The 18,880-nt window shown below is 72.5% G+C and carries 19 protein-coding genes; 11 read left to right on the top strand and 8 right to left on the bottom strand.

Features of this window, described 5'->3' with window-relative positions:
- Nucleotides 1-65: 65 nt before the first annotated feature.
- Nucleotides 66-632 (bottom strand): NADPH-dependent FMN reductase, encoded by a 567-nt coding sequence (locus DEJ29_RS02060; RefSeq protein ID WP_027464982.1) that lies wholly within the window; start codon nucleotides 630-632, stop codon nucleotides 66-68.
- A gap of 106 nt (nucleotides 633-738) precedes the next feature.
- Between DEJ29_RS02060 and DEJ29_RS02065 the strand changes: the two genes are divergently transcribed.
- From DEJ29_RS02065 to DEJ29_RS02090, 6 genes are all read left to right on the top strand, one after another.
- Entirely contained in the window at nucleotides 739-2,385 is a 1,647-nt protein-coding gene (locus tag DEJ29_RS02065; protein WP_111094313.1) for a glycoside hydrolase family 13 protein, read from the top strand.
- A gap of 411 nt (nucleotides 2,386-2,796) precedes the next feature.
- Entirely contained in the window at nucleotides 2,797-4,503 is a 1,707-nt protein-coding gene (locus DEJ29_RS02070) for a DUF11 domain-containing protein (RefSeq protein WP_181438126.1), read from the top strand.
- A gap of 143 nt (nucleotides 4,504-4,646) precedes the next feature.
- The gene (locus DEJ29_RS02075) at nucleotides 4,647-5,306 is read left to right on the top strand and encodes a DUF308 domain-containing protein (RefSeq protein ID WP_228513510.1); all 660 of its coding nucleotides are present in this window, start codon (nucleotides 4,647-4,649) and stop codon (nucleotides 5,304-5,306) included.
- Complete coding sequence (locus tag DEJ29_RS02080; RefSeq protein ID WP_111094310.1) at nucleotides 5,303-5,560, top strand: hypothetical protein; 258 nt, start codon at nucleotides 5,303-5,305, stop codon at nucleotides 5,558-5,560. The genes DEJ29_RS02075 and DEJ29_RS02080 overlap by 4 nt, the downstream gene beginning before the upstream one ends.
- 114 nt (nucleotides 5,561-5,674) lie before the next feature.
- Complete coding sequence (locus DEJ29_RS02085; RefSeq protein ID WP_258370821.1) at nucleotides 5,675-6,220, top strand: RNA polymerase sigma factor; 546 nt, start codon at nucleotides 5,675-5,677, stop codon at nucleotides 6,218-6,220.
- Nucleotides 6,210-6,974: a hypothetical protein gene (locus DEJ29_RS02090; protein WP_146245621.1), complete on the top strand. Its 765-nt coding sequence runs from the start codon at nucleotides 6,210-6,212 to the stop codon at nucleotides 6,972-6,974. Before DEJ29_RS02085 ends, DEJ29_RS02090 begins: the two co-directional genes overlap by 11 nt.
- A 132-nt stretch (nucleotides 6,975-7,106) precedes the next feature.
- Here the strand turns inward: DEJ29_RS02090 and DEJ29_RS02095 are convergent, their stop codons facing one another.
- On the bottom strand, nucleotides 7,107-7,985 hold the full coding sequence (locus DEJ29_RS02095; RefSeq protein ID WP_181438125.1) for a LysR family transcriptional regulator: 879 nt from the start codon (nucleotides 7,983-7,985) through the stop codon (nucleotides 7,107-7,109).
- 81 nt (nucleotides 7,986-8,066) lie between these two features.
- On the opposite strand from DEJ29_RS02095, the gene DEJ29_RS02100 reads away from it, so the two are divergent.
- Nucleotides 8,067-9,356 carry an MFS transporter gene (locus DEJ29_RS02100; RefSeq protein ID WP_111094308.1) on the top strand — a complete coding sequence of 430 codons (1,290 nt, stop codon included), beginning with the start codon at nucleotides 8,067-8,069 and terminating at the stop codon, nucleotides 9,354-9,356.
- 120 nt (nucleotides 9,357-9,476) lie between these two features.
- The gene (locus DEJ29_RS02105; protein ID WP_111094307.1) at nucleotides 9,477-10,082 is read left to right on the top strand and encodes a hypothetical protein; all 606 of its coding nucleotides are present in this window, start codon (nucleotides 9,477-9,479) and stop codon (nucleotides 10,080-10,082) included.
- Between the two features lie 110 nt (nucleotides 10,083-10,192).
- On the opposite strand, the gene DEJ29_RS02110 is transcribed toward DEJ29_RS02105, so the two are convergent.
- Nucleotides 10,193-11,107 (bottom strand): cation diffusion facilitator family transporter, encoded by a 915-nt coding sequence (locus tag DEJ29_RS02110; RefSeq protein ID WP_111094306.1) that lies wholly within the window; start codon nucleotides 11,105-11,107, stop codon nucleotides 10,193-10,195.
- 47 nt (nucleotides 11,108-11,154) lie between these two features.
- Between DEJ29_RS02110 and DEJ29_RS02115 the strand changes: the two genes are divergently transcribed.
- Together DEJ29_RS02115 and DEJ29_RS02120 are read left to right on the top strand one after the other, a co-directional pair.
- Nucleotides 11,155-11,823 carry a DUF4166 domain-containing protein gene (locus DEJ29_RS02115; protein WP_111094305.1) on the top strand — a complete coding sequence of 223 codons (669 nt, stop codon included), beginning with the start codon at nucleotides 11,155-11,157 and terminating at the stop codon, nucleotides 11,821-11,823.
- Nucleotide 11,824: 1 nt separating this feature from the next.
- Nucleotides 11,825-12,802: an epimerase gene (locus DEJ29_RS02120; protein ID WP_111094304.1), complete on the top strand. Its 978-nt coding sequence runs from the start codon at nucleotides 11,825-11,827 to the stop codon at nucleotides 12,800-12,802.
- Here DEJ29_RS02120 and DEJ29_RS02125 read toward each other — a convergent pair.
- On the bottom strand, nucleotides 12,771-13,793 hold the full coding sequence (locus DEJ29_RS02125; protein WP_258375891.1) for an EamA family transporter: 1,023 nt from the start codon (nucleotides 13,791-13,793) through the stop codon (nucleotides 12,771-12,773). The genes DEJ29_RS02120 and DEJ29_RS02125 overlap by 32 nt on opposite strands.
- Nucleotides 13,794-13,865: 72 nt before the next feature.
- Between DEJ29_RS02125 and DEJ29_RS02130 the strand changes: the two genes are divergently transcribed.
- Complete coding sequence (locus DEJ29_RS02130; protein ID WP_111094303.1) at nucleotides 13,866-14,780, top strand: LysR family transcriptional regulator; 915 nt, start codon at nucleotides 13,866-13,868, stop codon at nucleotides 14,778-14,780.
- Between the two features lie 65 nt (nucleotides 14,781-14,845).
- Here the strand turns inward: DEJ29_RS02130 and DEJ29_RS02135 are convergent, their stop codons facing one another.
- The 4 genes from DEJ29_RS02135 to DEJ29_RS02150 form a co-directional block, all read right to left on the bottom strand.
- Entirely contained in the window at nucleotides 14,846-15,652 is an 807-nt protein-coding gene (locus tag DEJ29_RS02135; protein WP_258375890.1) for a L,D-transpeptidase family protein, read from the bottom strand.
- Between the two features lie 2 nt (nucleotides 15,653-15,654).
- Complete coding sequence (locus tag DEJ29_RS02140) at nucleotides 15,655-16,866, bottom strand: hypothetical protein (RefSeq protein WP_111094301.1); 1,212 nt, start codon at nucleotides 16,864-16,866, stop codon at nucleotides 15,655-15,657.
- A gap of 117 nt (nucleotides 16,867-16,983) precedes the next feature.
- Nucleotides 16,984-18,369, bottom strand: coding sequence for an adenylosuccinate lyase (gene purB / locus DEJ29_RS02145; protein WP_111094300.1), 1,386 nt, complete (start codon nucleotides 18,367-18,369; stop codon nucleotides 16,984-16,986).
- Nucleotides 18,366-18,878, bottom strand: coding sequence for a low molecular weight protein-tyrosine-phosphatase (locus DEJ29_RS02150; protein WP_017886476.1), 513 nt, complete (start codon nucleotides 18,876-18,878; stop codon nucleotides 18,366-18,368). Before DEJ29_RS02150 ends, purB begins: the two co-directional genes overlap by 4 nt.
- Nucleotides 18,879-18,880: the final 2 nt, after the last annotated feature.

The following is an 18,880-nucleotide window of genomic DNA, read 5'->3' on the forward strand; positions in this document are numbered from 1 at the left end:
GCACCTGACGGACAGGAGGCCCGTGGCGGGGTCGCCACGGGCCTCCTGTCCGGTGGTCGGTCGCGTTACGCGGCTGCCTGCTCGTCCGTGCCGGCCGCGGCCTCGGCGAGCGCGGTGAGCGCGCCCTGCACGAGCGTCGTGACCTCGGCGTCCTCGCGCGGGTGGGTCTCCGCGAAGCGGACGACCGACTGCGGGATGGCGACCTTGACGTCCTCCAGGACCTTCGCGCCGGCGATGCCGGCGGCCTTGCGGGCGTCGTCGTGGGCCCAGACGCCGCCGTACTGGCCGAACGCCGAGCCGATCACGGCGAGGGGCTTGCCGGACAGCGGCGAGGCGCCGAACGGACGCGAACCCCAGTCGAGCGCGTTCTTCAGGACGGCGGGGATGGTGCCGTTGTACTCGGGGGTGATCAGCAGGACGGCGTCCGCGGTGGCGACGGCGTCGCGGAAGGCGACGGCCGCGGCGGGCGGGGTGTCACCGTCGATGTCCTCGTTGTAGAACGGCAGGTCGACGATGCCGTCGAAGGTGTGCAGCTCAATGCCCTCCGGCGCGTGGTGCGCGGCGGCCTCGGCGAGCTTGCGGTTGATGGAGTCGGCGCGCAGGCTGCCGACGAGGACGAGGACGTTCGTCATGGAGCTCCTTCTGTTGCGGGATGCTGTTGCTGGACGGAAAGGTGTCAGCGACAACCAATGCGATCGTAGGGGGCGCTATTCCCAGCACCCTGGGTACGGTGGCGACGTGACCACGCTTCGGACCCCGGCCAGCACGCCACGAACCACCGATCCGACCTGGTGGCGCGATGCCGTCGTCTACCAGGTCTACCCGCGCAGCTTCGCCGACACGGACGGCGACGGGCTCGGTGACGTCGCGGGCATCACGAGCCGGGTGCCGTACCTGGCGTCGCTCGGCGTCGATGCCCTGTGGCTCTCCCCGTTCTTCCCGTCGCCACTCGCCGACGGTGGCTACGACGTCGCCGACTACCGCGCCGTCGACCCGAAGCTCGGGTCCCTCGACGACCTGGACGCCCTGGTCCGGGCCGCGCACGAGCACGACCTCAAGGTCATCGTCGACATCGTGCCGAACCACACCTCGGACCAGCACGAGTGGTTCCGGGCTGCGCTGGCGTCCGCGCCGGGGTCGGCCGAGCGGGCGCGGTACGTGTTCCGTGAGGGCTCCGGCGCCTCCGGGGAACTGCCGCCGAGCGACTGGGTCTCGAACTTCGGCGGCAGCGCGTGGACCCGGGTGCCCGACGGGCAGTGGTACCTGCACCTGTTCGCCCCCGAGCAGCCCGACCTGGACTGGTCGAACCCCGAGGTCCGCGCCGACTTCGAGGACACGCTGCGCTTCTGGTCGGACCGCGGCGTCGACGGCTTCCGTGTGGACGTCGCGCACGGGCTGGCGAAGGACCTGTCGACCCCGTACCGGCCGTCGAACGAGCAGGACCTGCCGCTCGACGGCTCCGACCCGCTGTACGACCGCGACGAGGTGCACGAGATCTTCGCCACCTGGCGCCGGGTGCTCGACGAGTACGACCCGCCCCGTGCCGCGGTCGCCGAGGCCTGGGCCCCGGCACCCCGCCGCGTCCTGTACGCCCGGCCGACGGAGCTCGGGCAGGCCTTCAACTTCGACCTGCTCGAGGCCCCGTTCGAGCCCGATGTGTTCCGTCGGATCATCGAGCGGAACCTGGCCGCCTCGGAGCAGTCCGGTGCCTCGAGCACCTGGGTGCTCTCGAACCACGACGTCGTGCGGCACCCCACCCGTTACGGCCTGCCGGACGGCACCGACACCGACGCCTGGCTCATGACGGACGGCACGACGCCGGAGCTCGACCGTGCACGGGGGCTCCGTCGGGCCCGAGCGGCGACGATGCTGATGCTGGCGCTGCCCGGGTCGTCGTACGTCTACCAGGGCGAGGAGCTCGGGTTGCACGAGGCCGCCGCGATCCCGCGCGACCTGCTGCAGGACCCGAAGTGGCTCCGCACCGGGCACACCGTGAAGGGCCGGGACGGCTGTCGGGTGCCGATCCCGTGGACGCGCTCCGGGCCGTCGTTCGGCTTCGGGGACGTCGCACCGCACCTGCCGCAGCCGCAGGACTTCGGGGCGTCCTCGGTCGAGGCCGAGGACGGCGATCCCGAGTCGACCCTGTCGCTGTACCGCCGGGCGCTGGCCGCCCGCCGTCGCCTGCAGCAGGGGGAGGCGCTGACGTGGCTGGAGTCCGGCTCCGAGGTCGTGGCGTTCGCGCGGCACGACGGCTGGCGGTCGGTCACGAACTTCGGCACCGCGCCGGTGCCCCTGCCGGCCGGGACCGTCGTCGTCGCGTCCGGGCCGCTCGACGGGGTCGCACCGGGGCTGCTGCCGGGTGAGACGACGGTGTGGCTGGCCTGAGCGGTCCGCTCGCGTCGTTCTTCCTCCACAGCCGGGAGGCCCGTGGGGGCGTTCCACAGATCGTCTCGCCGCCGCCCGGGGGTGACGTCCCGGTCGCGAGCATCGGAGCATGACAGATCCCACTGCTCCTGCTCCTGCACCAGTACCAGCTCCTGCCCCAGCTCCTTCCCTCGACCGGCGGTCGTTCCGCTCGCGGGCCGTCCGGCGCCTCGCCGCGGCCTGCGCCGCCCTGACCGCGCTCGGCGTGCTTGCGGCGCCGGCCGTCCTGCCGTCCGGGTCGAGTGCGGCCGCCCTCGACTTCCCGTACGTCAACCAGTTCTCCAGTGCGTCCGGCGGTGCCCTGCACGGTGACGCCGCGGTGTCCGGCGGCCGACTGCGGCTCACCGACGACGTCCGGAACCAGGCGGGAGCGTGGTCGACGAACGACACGTTCCCGTCGGACACCGGGCTCGAGATCGAGTTCACGTACGCGATGCACACGAGAAGGACGACCCCGGCGCCGACGGCCTGCTGCTGTACCTGGCCGACGGCGCTGCGGCGCAGGGCGTCGGGTCCTTCGGCGCCGGTCTCGGGTACGCATGCCGCAAGGAAGCGACCGAGGGCGGTGGCCGGGAGTGCGACCTGCCGGGCGTCCCCGGGGGCTTCGCGGCCGTCGCGATCGACCACTACGGCAACTTCTCGTCACGCATCAACGGGTCCGGTCCCGGAGCACAGCCCGACCACGTGGTGGTCCGGGGCTCCGGCAACGGCACCGAGGGCTACCGGTACGTCGCCGGTGCCGCGGCACCGGGCGGCACCGTGACGGCCGGTTCCACGCCCCGGACGGTCCGGATCACCCTGCTGCCCGACGACGACGGCGGGCTCGCGGTCTCCGTCCGGCTGCAGGTCGGTTCGACCATGCGCACCGTGCTCGACTCGGTCCCGCTGCACGGCGACGGGCAGGCCGCGCTGCCGAGCACGCTGCGCCTCGGGTTCGCCGGGGCCACCGGCAGCCACGTCGACAAGCACGAGGTCGACGCGCTCCGGGTCTGGAAGCCGGCGGACCTGTCCGTCGAGCACGACCTGCCCGCGACCGCGACGGCGGGCGAACCGCTCCGCTACACCGTGACGGCGCGGAACCCCGGCCCGAACGCCGCCGACCCGAGCCCGCTGCAGGTCGACGTGCCCGACGGCGTCGAGGACGTCACCTGGACCTGCACGGCCGCGGACGGCTCCGCCTGTGCGACCGGGTCGGGCACCGGTGACGTCGCGACCGACCTGTCGTTGCCCCGAGGGGGTTCGGCCGTCGTCACGATCGAGGGCCGGGTGGCCGAGGGTACGTCCGGAGCGCTGGAGAGCGTTGCGACCATCGCCCCGCCGACCTCGTTGTCCGACACGAACGAGGCCGACAACGCCTCGCGGGCGACCACCACGGTCACTGCCCCCGTGATCGCCGCCGACGTCGAGACGGACAAGTCGGTGTCGCCGTCGACCGTCCGGCCCGGTGACGAGGTCGAGTACCTCGTGACGGCCCGGAACCGGGGGCCGTCGGTGGCGCAGCAGGTCGGGGCGGTCGACGACCTGCCCCAGGTCATGCGGTTCGTGGGCTCCGAGGACGGGTGCACGGCCGAGGGGCAGCGGGTGACCTGCAGCTCCGACGTGTCGCTCGAGGTGGGCGAGACCCTGGACTTCCGGATCCGCGCCGAGCTCGACCCCGCGTACCAGGGGGACGGCTCCGACGTGGTGAACGTGGCGACGGCGACCTCGCCGACCGACGCGGACGGCGGCGACCCGTCCACCGGCGTCGCGATCGTCGTGGGCCCGGACGACGAGGGGCCTGCGCCGAGCCCCGTGCCGACGAGCGGGCCGGCTCCGGACGACGGGGACGCCGGTGGTGACGGTTCCGGTGGTGACGACGGTGACGGCGCCGGTGTCGACGACGACGGCGGAGCCGGTGACCCCGCAGTCGACCGTCGTGCGGCTGCCCCCGTCGGAGCCCTCGCCTACACCGGCGCCGAAGGGCTCGGCCTCGCCGCGGCGCTCGCCGCCCTGGCCGCCGCCGCCGGATCCGTGTGCTGGTGGCTCGCCCGACGTCGTGCTCGCCGGAACGCGCCGTCCGACGACCCGCAGCAGCCCTGACACCGCCGGGACGGCACCGGACGGCGGTGTCGTCCCGGTGCACGGGTGTGGACGTCCACAGGGGGTCGAGTCCGCTCCGGTCGGGCGTCCACCCCACCGGCGGTAGGATCGGATCCACGATCCGCATGCCCGAAAGAGGTCTCGTGTCCGACACCGTGGACGACGCCACCACCGTGGAAGACGCGACCCAGCGCGCGCGGTACTGGCCGATCCCGATCCTCCGGGCGGTCCCCGCAGCGGTCGTCGCGATGGTGATCACCTTCTCGACCAACCACGCCGCGGGCTACGGTCTCCTGCTGTTCGGCGGCTTCGCTCTGGTCGAGGGCCTCGTGCTCCTGTTCGCCGGGATCTCCCGACTGCCCCTCGACGGTCGATCGCGTCGCACGACCCTGCTGCAGGCCGTCATCACCCTGCTCGCGGCCGTCGCCGCCTTCGCGTGCAACGGGTTCGGGCTGCCTGCCTTCATCACGGTCATCGTCGCGTTCGCGGTGCTGACCGGGGCCCTCGAGCTGTCGCAGGGGCTCCGTGCCCGGCGACGCTCGCCCTTCGCTCGCGACTGGACCACGATCGGCGGTCTCACGCTGCTGCTCGCGGTCGCCTTCCTCGTCACGCCGCCGGACTACTCCCAGCAGCTCGGTGGCGTGGAGCAGGTCACCGGCACCCTCGACGCCTCGATCGTGCTCGTCGGCCTGCTCGGCGCGTACCTCGCCATCACGGCCGTCTTCCACGTGATCGCCGGCCTCTCGCACAAGTGGGGCACGGCCACGCCGGCCGTCGCCCCGGACGGAGCACCACACGCATGACCACCCCCAGCCGTCGTGACCGTCTGCGCCCGGTCGAGCTCCTCGGGATCTCCGCGATCATCGCGGTGTTCACCGGGCTCGTCGTGCTGTTCTCGACGCGGGAACTGCAGCTGGCCGTGATCTTCCTCGGCGTCGCGTTCATCGTGGTCGTCGTCGTGCTCGCGATGCTGCAGCTCGCCTCGTCGAGCGAGCAGGACGACAACGACATGCTCGGCGGACACAAGACGCCGGGCGAGGGCGACGACTTCCACTGACGGCTGACGGCTGACGGCTCCGGGCGGACACGCCCGAGATCACGAATCCGCCACGGTCCTGTCAGGATCGCGGGTCCTGCCGACACCTCTGAGTGAAGGAGGTGGGATGTGGACGTGACGACCGGCACCGGCACCGACACGGACGAAGGACTCGTCCGTGCGATGGCACAGGGAGACACCGGCGCGCTCGCCAGGGCGTTCGACCGGTACGCCGCCACCCTCACCCGCTACGCGTGGGCGCTCGTCGACGACCGGTCCGACGTCGAGGAGATCGTGCAGGACGCGTTCCTGACGCTCTGGCAGCGCGCCGCGACCCTCGAGCTGCCGGCGGACACGGTGCTGCCGTGGCTGCTCGTCGTGTGCCGCAACCACGCCTTCAACACCGGGCGCAAGCAGGCCCGGCGCCGCACGGACGAGCTGCCGGAGCACCTCGCCTCGCCCGCCGACCACGACGAGGCCCGCGAGACCCTGCGCTGGGTCCGCGCCGAGATCGCCGCGCTCCCGGACCTCGACCGCCGCATCTGCGAGCTCTGCCTGCTCGAGGGCCACTCGTACGCCGAGGCCGCCGAACTCCTCGGACTCACGGTCGGCGCGGTCACCCAGCGGGTGTCCCGCAACCGTCGACGACTCAAGAAGGTGGTGATGCACGATGAACACTGAGCCTCCGCAGGGAGACGACCTGCAGCGCATGCTCGTCTCGATGAAGCAGAACGTCCTCGAACGTGCCACCCCGCTCCCGAAGCGTCGTCGGGGCCGGTCCGGGATCGTCATCGGTGTCGTCGCGCTGCTCGCCGTCGGCACCGCGACCGGCGCGGTCGCCCTGACCCTGTCGCAGCAGAACGCCGACCCGGTCGCCGCTCCCACCCAGACCCAGCAGCCCGAGCCCGCGCCGTCCTCCACGACGCCGAGCTCCGCCCCGATCACGGGTGCCCCGGTGCCGAAGCCCACCCCGACGTCGACACCGACCCCCGCCGCGGCGACAATCCCGGCGACGTGCCGCGACATGGTCCCGGCAGAGGACTACACCCGGCTCTTCGGGGAGACTCCGCTGACCGAGATATCGAAGGCGAAGGACGGGACGGCCGGCGGCGATGGTGAGGACGTCACCTGGGCGAACGGCGAGTCGAAGATCATCTGCACGTGGGCCGATCCCCGAGCCGACGTCAGTGGGCTCACCATGACTGTCGGGACGGCCGGGCCCGGGGCCGCGGACGTGCTCGCCACCAGTCCGCTGGAGTGCGAGGACCGCGACGGCGGGCGGGTGTGCCAATCGTCCGTCCCGGCCGAGGCTGCCCCGGTGGACCAGGTCTCCACCTTCTTCCTGCGCGACGACACCTTCATCGTGATCCGGCAGGCGAACTTCCCGACGAACGGGCTGCTGGACGCCGTGGTCGGGGAGATCTGGGGGGACTGACGGCCCGGAGGCACGTGGCGGACCCGACCCGTGCCTCCAGGCCGTCGGTGGTCAGATCGTGAGCAGGAACGGTCGCCTCGCGCACCGCGACCCGACCTTTCCTGCTCACGAAGCACAGCGAGCGCGACCGCGTCACCCCACCCGCGCCGCCACGATGTCACGCGCAAGCGTCCGGACCGCGCGGCTCGGCTCCGGGGACGTCCGGACCGCCAGGCCGATGCGGAGCGGGTCGACCTCGTCCTCCAGGTCGAGCACCGCCCCGTCGTACCGCACCCCCGAGTCCGGCACGACCCCGACGCCGAGCCCGGCCGAGGCGAACCGGATCACTGCGGGCATGTCGTTCATCTCCGCGACGATGCGCCGACGGATGCCGAGCCGCTCGAGTGCCCCGTCGAGGATGATCCGGTTGCCGAACCCGTGCGCCGTGTCGACGAAGGGCTCGTCGGCGAGTTCGGCGAGCGACACCGACGACCGGCCGGCGAGCGGGTGGTCCGACGCGGTGAAGACCCGGAACGGCATCTCCCGCAGCGGCTCCACGACGACGCCGGCGGGCACGGTGGGCAGGCCCGTGTAGGCGATGTCGAGCCGCCCGGCGACCAGGTCCTGCACGAGGCCGGTCGTCCCCGACGGTGAGGTCATCAGCTCCACGGCGACGAGCGGGTGCTGTCGTCGGAACCGCTGCAGCACGCCCGTCAGATCGACGATGTCCATGCTCGTGAAGATGCCGAGCCGCACCCGGCCCCGCAGGTCGGCGTCGTCGGCGGTGGCCAGGTCGCGCATCCGGTCGAGGGACTCGAGGACCGCGCGGGCGTGGGGGAGCAGGTCCTCGCCGGCGGGGGTCAGGACGAGCTGTCGGCCGGTGCGATCGAAGAGCCGTACCCCGAAGCTCCGTTCGAGTGAGGCGATCCCCGCCGACACCGTGGACTGCGCGGCCCAGAGCCGTTCGGCTGCACGGGTGACGCTGCCCTCGGCGGCGACGGCGACGAACTGTTCGAGCAGTCGGGTCTCCATCGTCCGAGTATCGAGCAGATCGATCGTGCACATCAAGCGCATCCGTTGGACTCGATGCACCGCGAGCACGATCATCGGAGCATGTCAACCGTCACCGACACCCCGACGGGTACCGTCCCCGCCACCACCGCCGCTCCCGCATCCGCGAGCGACCGTGTCGTCGCCCCGCGCGGACGCCGTGTCCACACCCGTCGGCGCCACGGTTTCGGCTTCTGGATCGTCGCCTTCGCGTTCCTCGCGGTGATGGCCTTCGCGACCGTCCCCGCACCCCTCTACGTCATCTACCAGGCCCGCGACGGCTTCCCGACCTTCACCACGACGGTGATCTTCGCGGCGTACGGGGTCGGGGTCGTCGGGTCGCTGTACCTGGCGGGACACCTCAGCGACGTGCACGGGCGGCGCCCGCTCATCCTGGTGTCGATCGCCCTCGAACTCGTCGCCGCCGTGCTGTTCCTGCTCTGGAACGACGTCACCGGCCTCATCGTCGCCCGGCTCGTGACCGGCCTCGGCGTCGGGACGCTGACGGCGACCGCGACGGCACACCTCGGTGAGCTCCGGGTCCGTGCCACCGGGTCGAGCGACTCCGCGAAGGGCGCGAGCGTCGCCGCCGGAGCCGTGAACCTCGGTGGGCTGTCGCTCGGCGCCCTGGTCGGCGGAGCGCTCGCCGAGTTCGTCGGGCAGCCGCTCATGGTCCCGTACGTGGTGTTCGTGATCGCGCTGGCCGTCGCGTTCGTGCTCGTGCTGGCCGCACCGGAGACGGTCGACCGTCCCGAGCAGCCCGTGGCCTACCGCCCGCAGCGCATGCAGGCGCCGGAGGGGCAGGGTGCGGCGTTCTGGGCAGCCGGCGCAGCAGCGTTCGCCGCGCTCGCCGTGCAGGGCCTCTTCACCTCGGTCGCGCCGAGCTTCCTCGGCACCACGTTCCACGTCACCGACCGCCTGGCCGCCGGTGCCACGACCTTCGGGGTCTTCGCCGCGAGCGCGCTGTCGCAGATCGTCTTCGCCCGACTGTCGCAGCGTGCACAGATCCGGCTCGGCATGGTGCTCCTGGTCGTCGGGCTGGTCGTCCTCGCCGTCGCCGCGGTCCTGCTGCAGGTCGCCGGGTTCATCGGCGGCGGCGTCGTCGCGGGAGCCGGCGTCGGCCTGCTGTTCCGCGCCGCGATCGGCAGCGCCGCAGCACTGGTCGGCCCGGAGCGCCGGGGCGGCGTGCTCGCCGCCACGTTCCTCATCGCCTACGCCGGGCTCACCGTGCCGGTCGTGGCCGTCGGGGCAGCGCTGCTGGTGATCCCGACGCTCCCCGTCCTGATCGGGTACGTGGTGCTCGTCGCCGTCCTGGCCGTCGTCGCCGGCACCCGGCTGGCCGCGCGCGCCTGACGTGTGGCGGGCCTCCCGTCCGCCCGGAACCAGGTTCCGGACACCGCACCACGCGATCGCGCGGTGCCGTGTCCGGAGCCTGGTTCCGTCGTGCGGTCGAACTCCCGGCATACTGGGCGCGTGCCCCGGAACCGCAACCGTCCCGTGATCACCGGCGTCGCGGCCGTGGTGGCCGCCGGTCTCCTCGCCGGCGGGTTGTTCCTGACGGCACGGCAGGGCGCGGACGACCCCACCATCGGTGCCGGCTCGGCCTCACGGACGCCGAGCGACGCGCCGACCGCCGCCGGTGACGGCACCGTCACGATCACCCGCACCGGGCCGGACATGCCCGGCAGCACCGCGCTCGGCCGGTGCGACACGACGACCCAGGCGGCCGTCGCGCAGTACGAGACCGAGGCCCTGGGCCGCGTCACCCTGCAGTGCGGCACCGCTGCCCAGGGCTACGAGCACGTCCGGGTGCGGCACACCGCCGACTGGCAGGACGTCGTCACCGGGCACGGCTCGCGGGACTGGGACGACGCCATGCTCACCGCGGTGCAGACGGCGCTCGAGGACCCGCGCCCCGGGTTCCCGCTCGACGCCGGTGACGGCAAGGTCTGCTACGCCGCACCCGTCCGGTTCGACGACGGTTCACGCCCCGACGACGAGCCCTGGGTCAAGGTGATCGTCTCGGCCACCACCGACCGGGTGATCACGGCGTACCCCACGCGCACCGACGACTGCTGACCCGGCACCCGCGGACACCCGTTCTGCGACAGACCACGCGTCGATCACCTGGTGGATCGTCGCGAAGCCGGAGCGCCCCCGACCGACGCCCGCACGCCCGAGCGCGGACCCTACGCGTGCACCTCGTACTCGTGCCGCCGGTGCGACACCGGCTCCAACTGGAACGTCGAGTGCTCCACCGGCACGTCGAAGTGCTCCGCCACGCACCGCTGCAGCTCGTCGAGGATCGCCGGGGCGTGCGCCGTCGAGAAGCAGTGGTCGTCGACGACCACGTGCGCCGTCAGGTTCGGCACCCCGGTCGCCACGAGCGTCGCGTGCAGGTCGTGCACCGCGATGACGTGGTCGAGCTCGAGGATGTGACCACGCACGTCGTCGAGGTCGAGCCCCGGCGGCGTCGACTCGAGCAGCACGTTCGCGGTCTCGCGCAGCAGCCGGATCGCCCGCGGCAGGATGAGCAGGCCGATCAGGATCGCGGCGACGGAGTCCGCCCGCTCCCACCCGGTCAGCATGAGCACGACCGCGGCGATGATGACGGCGACCGAGCCGAGGGTGTCGTTGAGGACCTCGAGCCGGGCGGCGCGCGAGGTGAACCCCTCGCCCGACGCCCGCAGCAGCACCGCGTAGGCCACCAGGTTGCCGACGAGTCCGACGATGCCGAAGACGAGCAGCGGCCCGGAGTGGATCTCCTCCGGCACGAACAGCCGCTGCACCGCCGAGATGATCACGTAGACCCCGACGGCGAGCAGGATCGCGGCCTGTGCGGTGGCCCCGAGGACCTCGGCCCGCTGGAAGCCCCAGGTGCGCTGCGCGGTCGGGGACCGGCGGGCGAGCCGCGTCGCGACGAGCCCGATGCCGAGTCCGCCGGTGTCGACGACCATGTGCCCGGCATCGACGAGCAGCGCGAGCGAACCCGTGACCACGGCGCCCACGACCTCGGCGAGCAGGATGCCCGCCGAGATGCAGAACGCGACGAGCAGGGCGCGCTCCGAGGCGTGCCCGACGCCGTGCCCGTGGTCGTGTCCCATGTGCGACATCGTAGGGATCCGCACTGACGACATGCCAGGATCGAACCGTGAGCCGGTCGCCCTACGAGCTGTCCACACCGCCGGACGTGCTGGCCCGGCTGCACCCGCGGCTCCGCACGTACTTCGGCCCCGTCCCGCCCGGGCACGTCGGCCGCGGCGAGGGCGTCTTCGACGTCGTCGGCACCCCACGTCGGTGGCTCTGGCCGGTGCTCGCGGTGTTCGCCCACGATTCCGTCATGTTCCCGGTCTGGGAGCGGGACGTCCCGTTCACGGTCGAGAACCGGCCGGCTCGCGTCCGCCGCGGGTCAGGGGTCAGCCTGGAGGCCCGGGTCGCCGTCCGCGCGCACCGCACCTTCCGGTTCCGCTCCGGGAGCCGCACGATGGTGGACGCCATCACCGCCGAACCGGACGGCCTGGTCGACCACCTGGGTCGCCACGGGCGCGTCAGCGCCCGGCTCCGGGCGCAGGTCGACGCGGACGGTCCCGACGCGGGCGCTCTGCGCCTGGTCTCCACGCGCGTGACGTTCCGAGCGCTGGGACGCGATCTGCGCCTCCCGGCCGCCCTGAGCCCGCGTGTGACGCTCACAGAACGATTCGATGACGAAGCCGACCTGCAGCGCGTGTCCCTGGTGCTCACGGCGCCGGTGCTCGGCACGCTGTACCGGTACGAGGGGGCGTTCCGGTACGAGATCGCGCCGGACACAGAACGGGGATGAGATGAGCGACCAGAAGGGCCGCGTCGTGATCGTGGGAGCGAGCGGCTTCGTGGGGCGGTACCTGCGGGACGCCTTCACGCAAGAGGGGTACCGGGTCGTCACCATCGGCCGGACCGGCGACGCCGTGTGGGGCAACACCATGCGCATCCGGGAACTCGTCGACGGCGCCGCGATGGTCGTGAACATGGCGGGCAAGAGCGTCAACTGCCGCTACGGCCGACGCAACCGTGCGGAGATCATGCGCTCGCGGGTGGACACCACGCTCGAGCTCGCCGAGGCCATCCGCACGTCCGAGCACCCGACACCGCTGTGGATGAACGCCTCGACCGCGACGATCTACCGGCACGCCGACGACCGACCGCAGGACGAAGCGACGGGGGAGATCGGCGAGGGGTTCTCGGTCTCCGTCGCCCGCGCGTGGGAGGACGCCTTCTTCGGCGCCGACCTGCCCGGCACCCGTCGTGTGGCGCTCCGGATGGCGATCGTGTTCGGCGACGGCAGCGCCCTGCTGCCGCTGCTGCGGCTCGCGCAGGCCGGCCTCGGCGGGCCGCAGTACGACGGGCCGTGGGTGCCGACGCGCTCCCGGCTCCGCGCCGGCACCTACCACCACCACCGGCCCACGCACGGTCGGCAGCGCTTCAGCTGGGTGCACATCGCCGACGTCCTCGGGTCGATCCGGTTCCTCCGCGACCACCCGGAGATCGAGGGGCCGGTGAACATCTCGAGCCCGAACCCGTCCGACAACCGCACCGTGATGGCGACCCTCCGCGACGCCGTCGGGCGCCGGTTCGGGGTGCCGACCTGGCGGTGGATGCTCGAGCTCGGGTCGTTCGCGATCCGCACCGAAACCGAACTCGTGCTGAAGAGCCGGTGGGTGGTGCCGACCCGGTTGACCCAGGCCGGCTACGAGTTCCGGTACCCGCACCTGCGCGGGGCGCTCGCCGGGATCATCGCGGAGCGTCGCCAGCACCGGGGCTGAGCGCCGGGTCGAGGTCGCGCGGACTGCCGCTCGCGAGCGGTCCGTGCGGCACGTCGTGCGACCTCGGCGACACGGCAGCGGCGCGTCGTGCGACCTCGTCGACGGGGGCCGGTCGCGGCCCGCGGTCCCGCGCCGGACGCGACGACCACAGCACGGCGGCCACGACGACCGCGCCCGCGAGCACCTCGACCAGGTCGGGCACCTCGCCGAAGGCCACCCATGATGCAAGCACCCCGACCACGGGCACGAGCATCGAGAACGGCGCGACCGTGCTCGAGGGGTAGGCCGCCAGCAGCCGTGACCAGATGCCGTACCCCACCAGGGTCGCGACGACCACGATGTAGAGCAGGCCGAGGTCGGCGGGCAGCGCGGCCGACGTGAACGCCGAACCGAGTGCGGTGCCGATGCGGTCCGGGCCCTCGACCACGAGCGACAGCACGACCATCGGGACCGGCGGCACGACGGACCACCACAGGGTCAGGTGCAGCGGGTTCGCGGCCCCCGCCCGTCGTGTCGCGACGTTGCCGATCGCCCACCCGAGCGCACCGCACAACGCGAGCACGACGGGCAGCAGCGCAGCGGTCTGGGAGCGGTGCAGGGCGATCGCGGCGAGGGCGGCCACGGCGACGGTGACCCCGACGACCTGCCGGCCGGTCAGCCGCTCGCGCAGGAACACCCCGGCCAGCACCACCGTGAACGGCGCGGAGGCCTGCAGCACGAGCGAGGCCAGCCCCGACGGCATACCGGACGCCATGCTGAGGTACAGGAACGAGAACTGCAGCACGCCGAGTCCGAGACCGACGAGCAGCAGCCGCCCGAACGGGATCCGCGGTCGCGGCACGAACAGCAGCGTCGGGACCGCCAGGATCGTGAACCGCAGCGCGGCGAGCAGGAACGGCGGGAAGTGCTCGAGCGCGAGTGCCGTCGCGGGGAAGTTCAGGCCCCAGACCACGGCGACGACGACGGCGAGGAGGCGGTCTCGGGTGGTCATGCTCCTCATGGTCCCGGGAGCGACGTTGTAGGTCCATCGAAACCCTCGTGAACCACGATGTAGGGTCCCTGCATGGTCGACTTCGACGTGCAGCTGCTGGCGGTCCTGCGGGAGCTCGCCGAGCGCGGCAGCGTCACGGCCGTCGCCGAGGCCACCCACCGCACACCGAGCGCCGTCTCCCAGCAGCTGCAGACGCTGCAGCGGCAGGTCGGCGTCCCGCTGGTCGAACGCGTCGGGCGCGGGGTCCGGCTGACCCCGCACGGCGAAGTGCTCGCGGGCCTGGCGTCCGGGGTCGCGACCGCCATCGCGCGGGTGGACGCCGCCTGGCAAGAGCACCTCGGCGGCACGACCGGACCGGTGTCGCTGGCGATCTTCCCGTCGGCGGCGGAACTGCTGCTGCCCGGCGTGCTCACCCGGATGCAGGCGCACCCGGGCATCGCGCTGACCCTGGTCGACGTGGACGTCAGCGAGGGGGAGTTCGCACCGCTCGCGGCCGACCACGACGTGGTCGTCGGGCACCGGTCGGACGGCGTCCGCCCGGCGGACCAGGGATCGGTCGACACCGTGCCACTGCTCCGCGAACCGCTCGACGTCGCCCTGCCGCCCGGGCACGCCCTGGCCGGCCGCGCACGCGTGAGCATCGACGAGGTCGTCGGGGAACGCTGGATCGGCGTGCCGGAGGGCTACCCGATCGACCGGGTGCTGCACGCCATGGCCGCGGCGACGGACACCCCGCCGAGTGTCGCGTTCCGCACGATCCACCTGCCGGTCATCGAGAACCTGGTGGCGGGCGGCCACGGCATCGCACTCGTCCCGCGGTACACGTCGGGCACGCGGGCGGCCGGGCGCTTCCACCTGGCGGAGCTCGCCGACGTCCGTGCCGGACGCCGCATCGAGGCACTGGTCCGCCCCGACCGTGCCGTCCGTCCCGTGGTGCGCACCGTCCTGGAGGCGCTGGTCGCCGTGGCCCTGGACGTCACCACCTGAGACGGCGGCGCCCACTGCCGGGCGCGCGCCGTGCCTCCAGGCCGCCTGTCAGCGCACCTGGAACGTCAGCGCACCTGGAACGGCGTGCCGAGCGGCAGACGCTCCGCCAGGGCCGTGATGTCGTCGTTGTGCATGCGGATGCAGCCGTGCGAGGCGGCGGTGCCGATGCTCGACGTGTCGTCGGTGCCGTGCAGACCGATCTGGCCGGGGCCTCCGCCGAAGGAGTTGAGCACGTCCGAGAACGCCGTCGTGCCGTACGCGTACGGGCCGTACCCGTCGTTCGTGGGCGCGAGCAGCTCGGTCAGCGCGAACCGACCGGTCGGCGACGGGGTGCCGCCGGTGCCGGTGGCGACGGGGTAGCTGTCGACCACCTTGCCGGCCTCGTACAGGTCGAGGGTGTTGGTCGAGCGGGTGACGACGATCGCGTACGGGTCCTCGGACAGGGTGACGGCACTGGTCGGCACCCAGCCCGTGCTGCCGTTCGGGCGCTGTGCGAGTTGCACCTCCGCCCAGCCGTCCTGCTGGTCGACGACCCGGAAGACGAGCGGGGCACCGGACGCCTGCGGGTTCTCGAGGGTCTGCGTCGCCTTGCCGCCCGCGCTCGCGCTGACCGGCACGGACGCGCCGGTGACGGCGGCGACGGTGGTGCTGACCGGGGCGTCGACCGCGTCGACGGGTGCTGCCGACCGGGTCGGCTCCGGTGTCGTCGTGGGGGTCGGCGTCGGCGCTGCGACGGATCGGGTCGGGGCCGGGGCGGGTGCGGCTGACAGGGGACCGAGCGCGACGAACGCGACGGCCCCCGCACAGACGACGGCCACGGCGGCGGCGATCACAGTCGCACGCCGCCGTGGCTCGGTCGGGAGGATCGGCAAGATCAGCCCGTGAAGGTCGCCGTTCCGGGCACCGGGACGGCAACCGGAGCAGTGCCCGGGTCACCGGCAGCGGCCGGGTCGGCCGTGACGGTGAGCTCGGCCTGTGCGGCCTGCGCCGACGAGGCGCCGACGAGACCGACGCTGTACGCGCCGGCGATGTTCACGAAGTCGGCCGGCAGGACGATGGTGCCGGAGACGTTGCCCTCGGCGTCGGCGCGGAACGCGACCCCGGGGATCTCGGTGCCCTGTGCGCCGGTGCCGACACCGGCGCCGACGAGCTCGTTCGGGGCGAAGCCCGAGCCCTGGATGCGGACACCGGTGGTGGTCGCCTCGGTCAGGGTCGCCGTGGGGGTGAGCAGCTTCGCTGCGGCGGTGGGCTGCGGCGTGAAGTACGTCGTGGTGTCGTCGATGCGGAGCGCGGAGATCGAACCACTGGCGTCGGCGGCGAGGGCCTGGCCGTTCGCCTGGAGCGGCGCGGCGAGGCTCTTCAGCTCGGCGCCGGGCGCCTCGGCGGTCGGAGCCGGAGCACCGTCGACGGTCGGGGCCGGGGTGGGCGTGTCCGTCGGGTCCGGGGTCTCGGTGGGCGGCGCGATGACCTCGCCGGCGACGTCGATGCCGACATAGACGACGTAGCCGACGACCTGCGCGTCGGCGGCCTCGAGGTCGGCGGTGAGCGTCGTCGTCGACTCGACCTCGCCGGTCGAGGGGTCGATCCAGTTGCTGGCGCCGTCCGAGATGCCGTCGCCGCTGGTCTCGTCCGTGGCGAAGACCACGGTCTGCGCGCTGTCGTCGTCACCCTCCTGGACCGCGATGCCGAAGCTCGTCGCGCCGGTGGTCGTGGTGCTGATGCCAGCGGCGAGTGCGGGGAAGTCGCTCGCGGCGACGGGCTTGTTCAGACCGCGGACCAGGCCGACGGCCTCGCCCTCGGAGACGGACAGGCCGTCCTCGTCGATCGTGGCGTGGTCGGTGATCGTGCCGCCGGCGTCCAGGTCGGTCACCGACGCCCAGTACCACTGGTCGGTCAGCGGGACGGTCCCGGTCGGCGCGGCGGTGAAGTCGTCGGCCGAGTCGGTCCAGGTGACGATCGCCGAAGCGGCTCCGGTGGACACGCTGGCCGTCGAGACGGTGGGGACGAGGGCGGCGGTGACGCCGAGCACGGTGACGCCGACGGCGGCCGCGGTGATGCGAGAACGAAGCACGGTGTGGAGATCCATCCGGTCAGTGGACAGGGTGCATCCACTGCGACGCCCCCCGTGCTGAGCTGTACTCAGCAGCTCCAACCTATCGACTTGCTCAGGTTTCCGCATCCCCCGGCCGCGACGCCGACGTGCTCAGACGTCGAGGTGGTCGACCAGCTCGTCCGCCAGGCCCGTGTAGGTCGCCGGCGTCAGGTTGGTCAGCCGGGCCTTCGCGCCGTCGGAGATGTCCAGACGGTTCACGAAGACGATGAGGTCCTGCTGGCTCACCCGCTTGCCGCGCGTGAGCTCCTTGAGCATCGCGTAGGGGTCCTCGATGTTCGACTGCCCGGCGGTGACCTCGGCACGGATGACCGTCTGGATGGCCTCGGCGAGGACCTCCCAGTTGTGGTCGAGGTCGTCGGCGAGCTTGACCTCGTTCACGGCGATCTCGCCCAGTCCGCGGCGCAGGTTGTCGAGCGCGAGCAGCGAGTGCCCGAACGCGACGCCGATGTTCCGCTGCGTGGTGGAGTCGGTCAGGTCGCGCTGCAGTCGGCTGGTCACGAGGGTCTCGGACAGCGTCGAGAAGAGCGCCGACGAGATCTCGAGGTTCGCCTCGGCGTTCTCGAACTTGATCGGGTTGATCTTGTGCGGCATCGTCGACGACCCGGTGGCACCCGCCACGGGGATCTGCGTGAAGTACCCCATCGAGATGTAGGTCCACACGTCGGTGGCCAGGTTGTGCAGGATCCGGTTGGCGTGACGCACCCGGTCGTAGAGCTCGGCCTGCCAGTCGTGCGACTCGATCTGCGTGGTGAGCGGGTTCCACGTCAGGCCGAGGCCCTCGACGAACTCGCGGGACAGCGCGGGCCAGTCGGCCTCGGGGTCGGCGGCGAGGTGTGCCGAGAAGGTGCCGGTCGCGCCGGAGAACTTGCCGAGGTACTCGCCGCCCTCGATCTGGGCGAGCACGCGCTCGAGTCGGTAGACGACGACCGCCAGCTCCTTGCCGAGCGTCGTCGGGGTGGCCGGCTGACCGTGGGTGTGCGAGAGCATCGGCACGCTCTTCAGCTCGACGGCGAGCGTCCGGAGCTTCTCGAGCACGGCACGGAAGCCGGGCAGCCAGACCTGGTCGACGGTGTCCCGCACGGTGAGTGCGTAGGACAGGTTGTTGACGTCCTCGCTGGTGGCGGCGAAGTGGGTGAGTTCGGCGATCGCGTCGAGGCCGAGCTCGGACAGCCGGCGGCGCACGAAGTACTCGACGGCCTTGACGTCGTGGCGGGTCGTCGCCTCGATCTCGGCGAGCTCCGCGATCTGGTCCTGGCCGAAGGTCTCGACGATCCGGCGCAGTGCTGCCTTGTCGTCGACGCTGAGCGGCGAGGTGGTGAACATCGCGTGGTCGGTCAGGAAGATGAGCCACTCGACCTCGACCACGATGCGCGCGCGGTTGAGGCCGGCCTCGGAGAGGTGCTCGCCCACCGTGTGCACGATCGGGTAGTAGCGCCCGTCGAGCGGGCTGATCGGCTGCGGGGGAAGGGGGGTCATGGGGCTCCCTGACGGACTGCCGGCTCGAGCTGGTGGAAGAGCGCCCGGCAGGCCCGTTCGACGGTCGAGAGCACTCGGTCGAACTCGTGCCGGTCCGCGTAGTACGGGTCCGGCACGTCGGCCTGCTGGGGCCAGGCGGCGTCGTACCGCAACAGGAGCGTCACCTTGGCGGAGTCGTCCATGGTCGGGGCCCACGAACGCAGGATGCGCTCGTGGGAGCGGTCGAGTGCGACCACCAGGTCGAGGTCCGGGAACCGGTCCGGGTCGAACTGACGGGCGCGATGCCTGCTGCCATCGTATCCGCGCGCCGCCAGCGCTGCGATCGTGCGCTCGTCGGCGGGTTCGCCGACGTGCCAGTCACCGGTACCGGCCGACTCCACCTGGAACCGGTCGGCGAGACCGGCGTCCGCGGCGATCTGCGCGAAGACGACACCGGCCATGGGGGAGCGGCAGATGTTGCCGCTGCAGACGAACGAGACGCGGAACGGGGCGTCGACGTCCTGGGTCATGA

The sequence above is a fragment of the Curtobacterium sp. MCPF17_021 genome, assembly GCF_003234605.2.
In the GTDB taxonomy this organism is placed as follows: domain Bacteria; phylum Actinomycetota; class Actinomycetes; order Actinomycetales; family Microbacteriaceae; genus Curtobacterium; species Curtobacterium flaccumfaciens.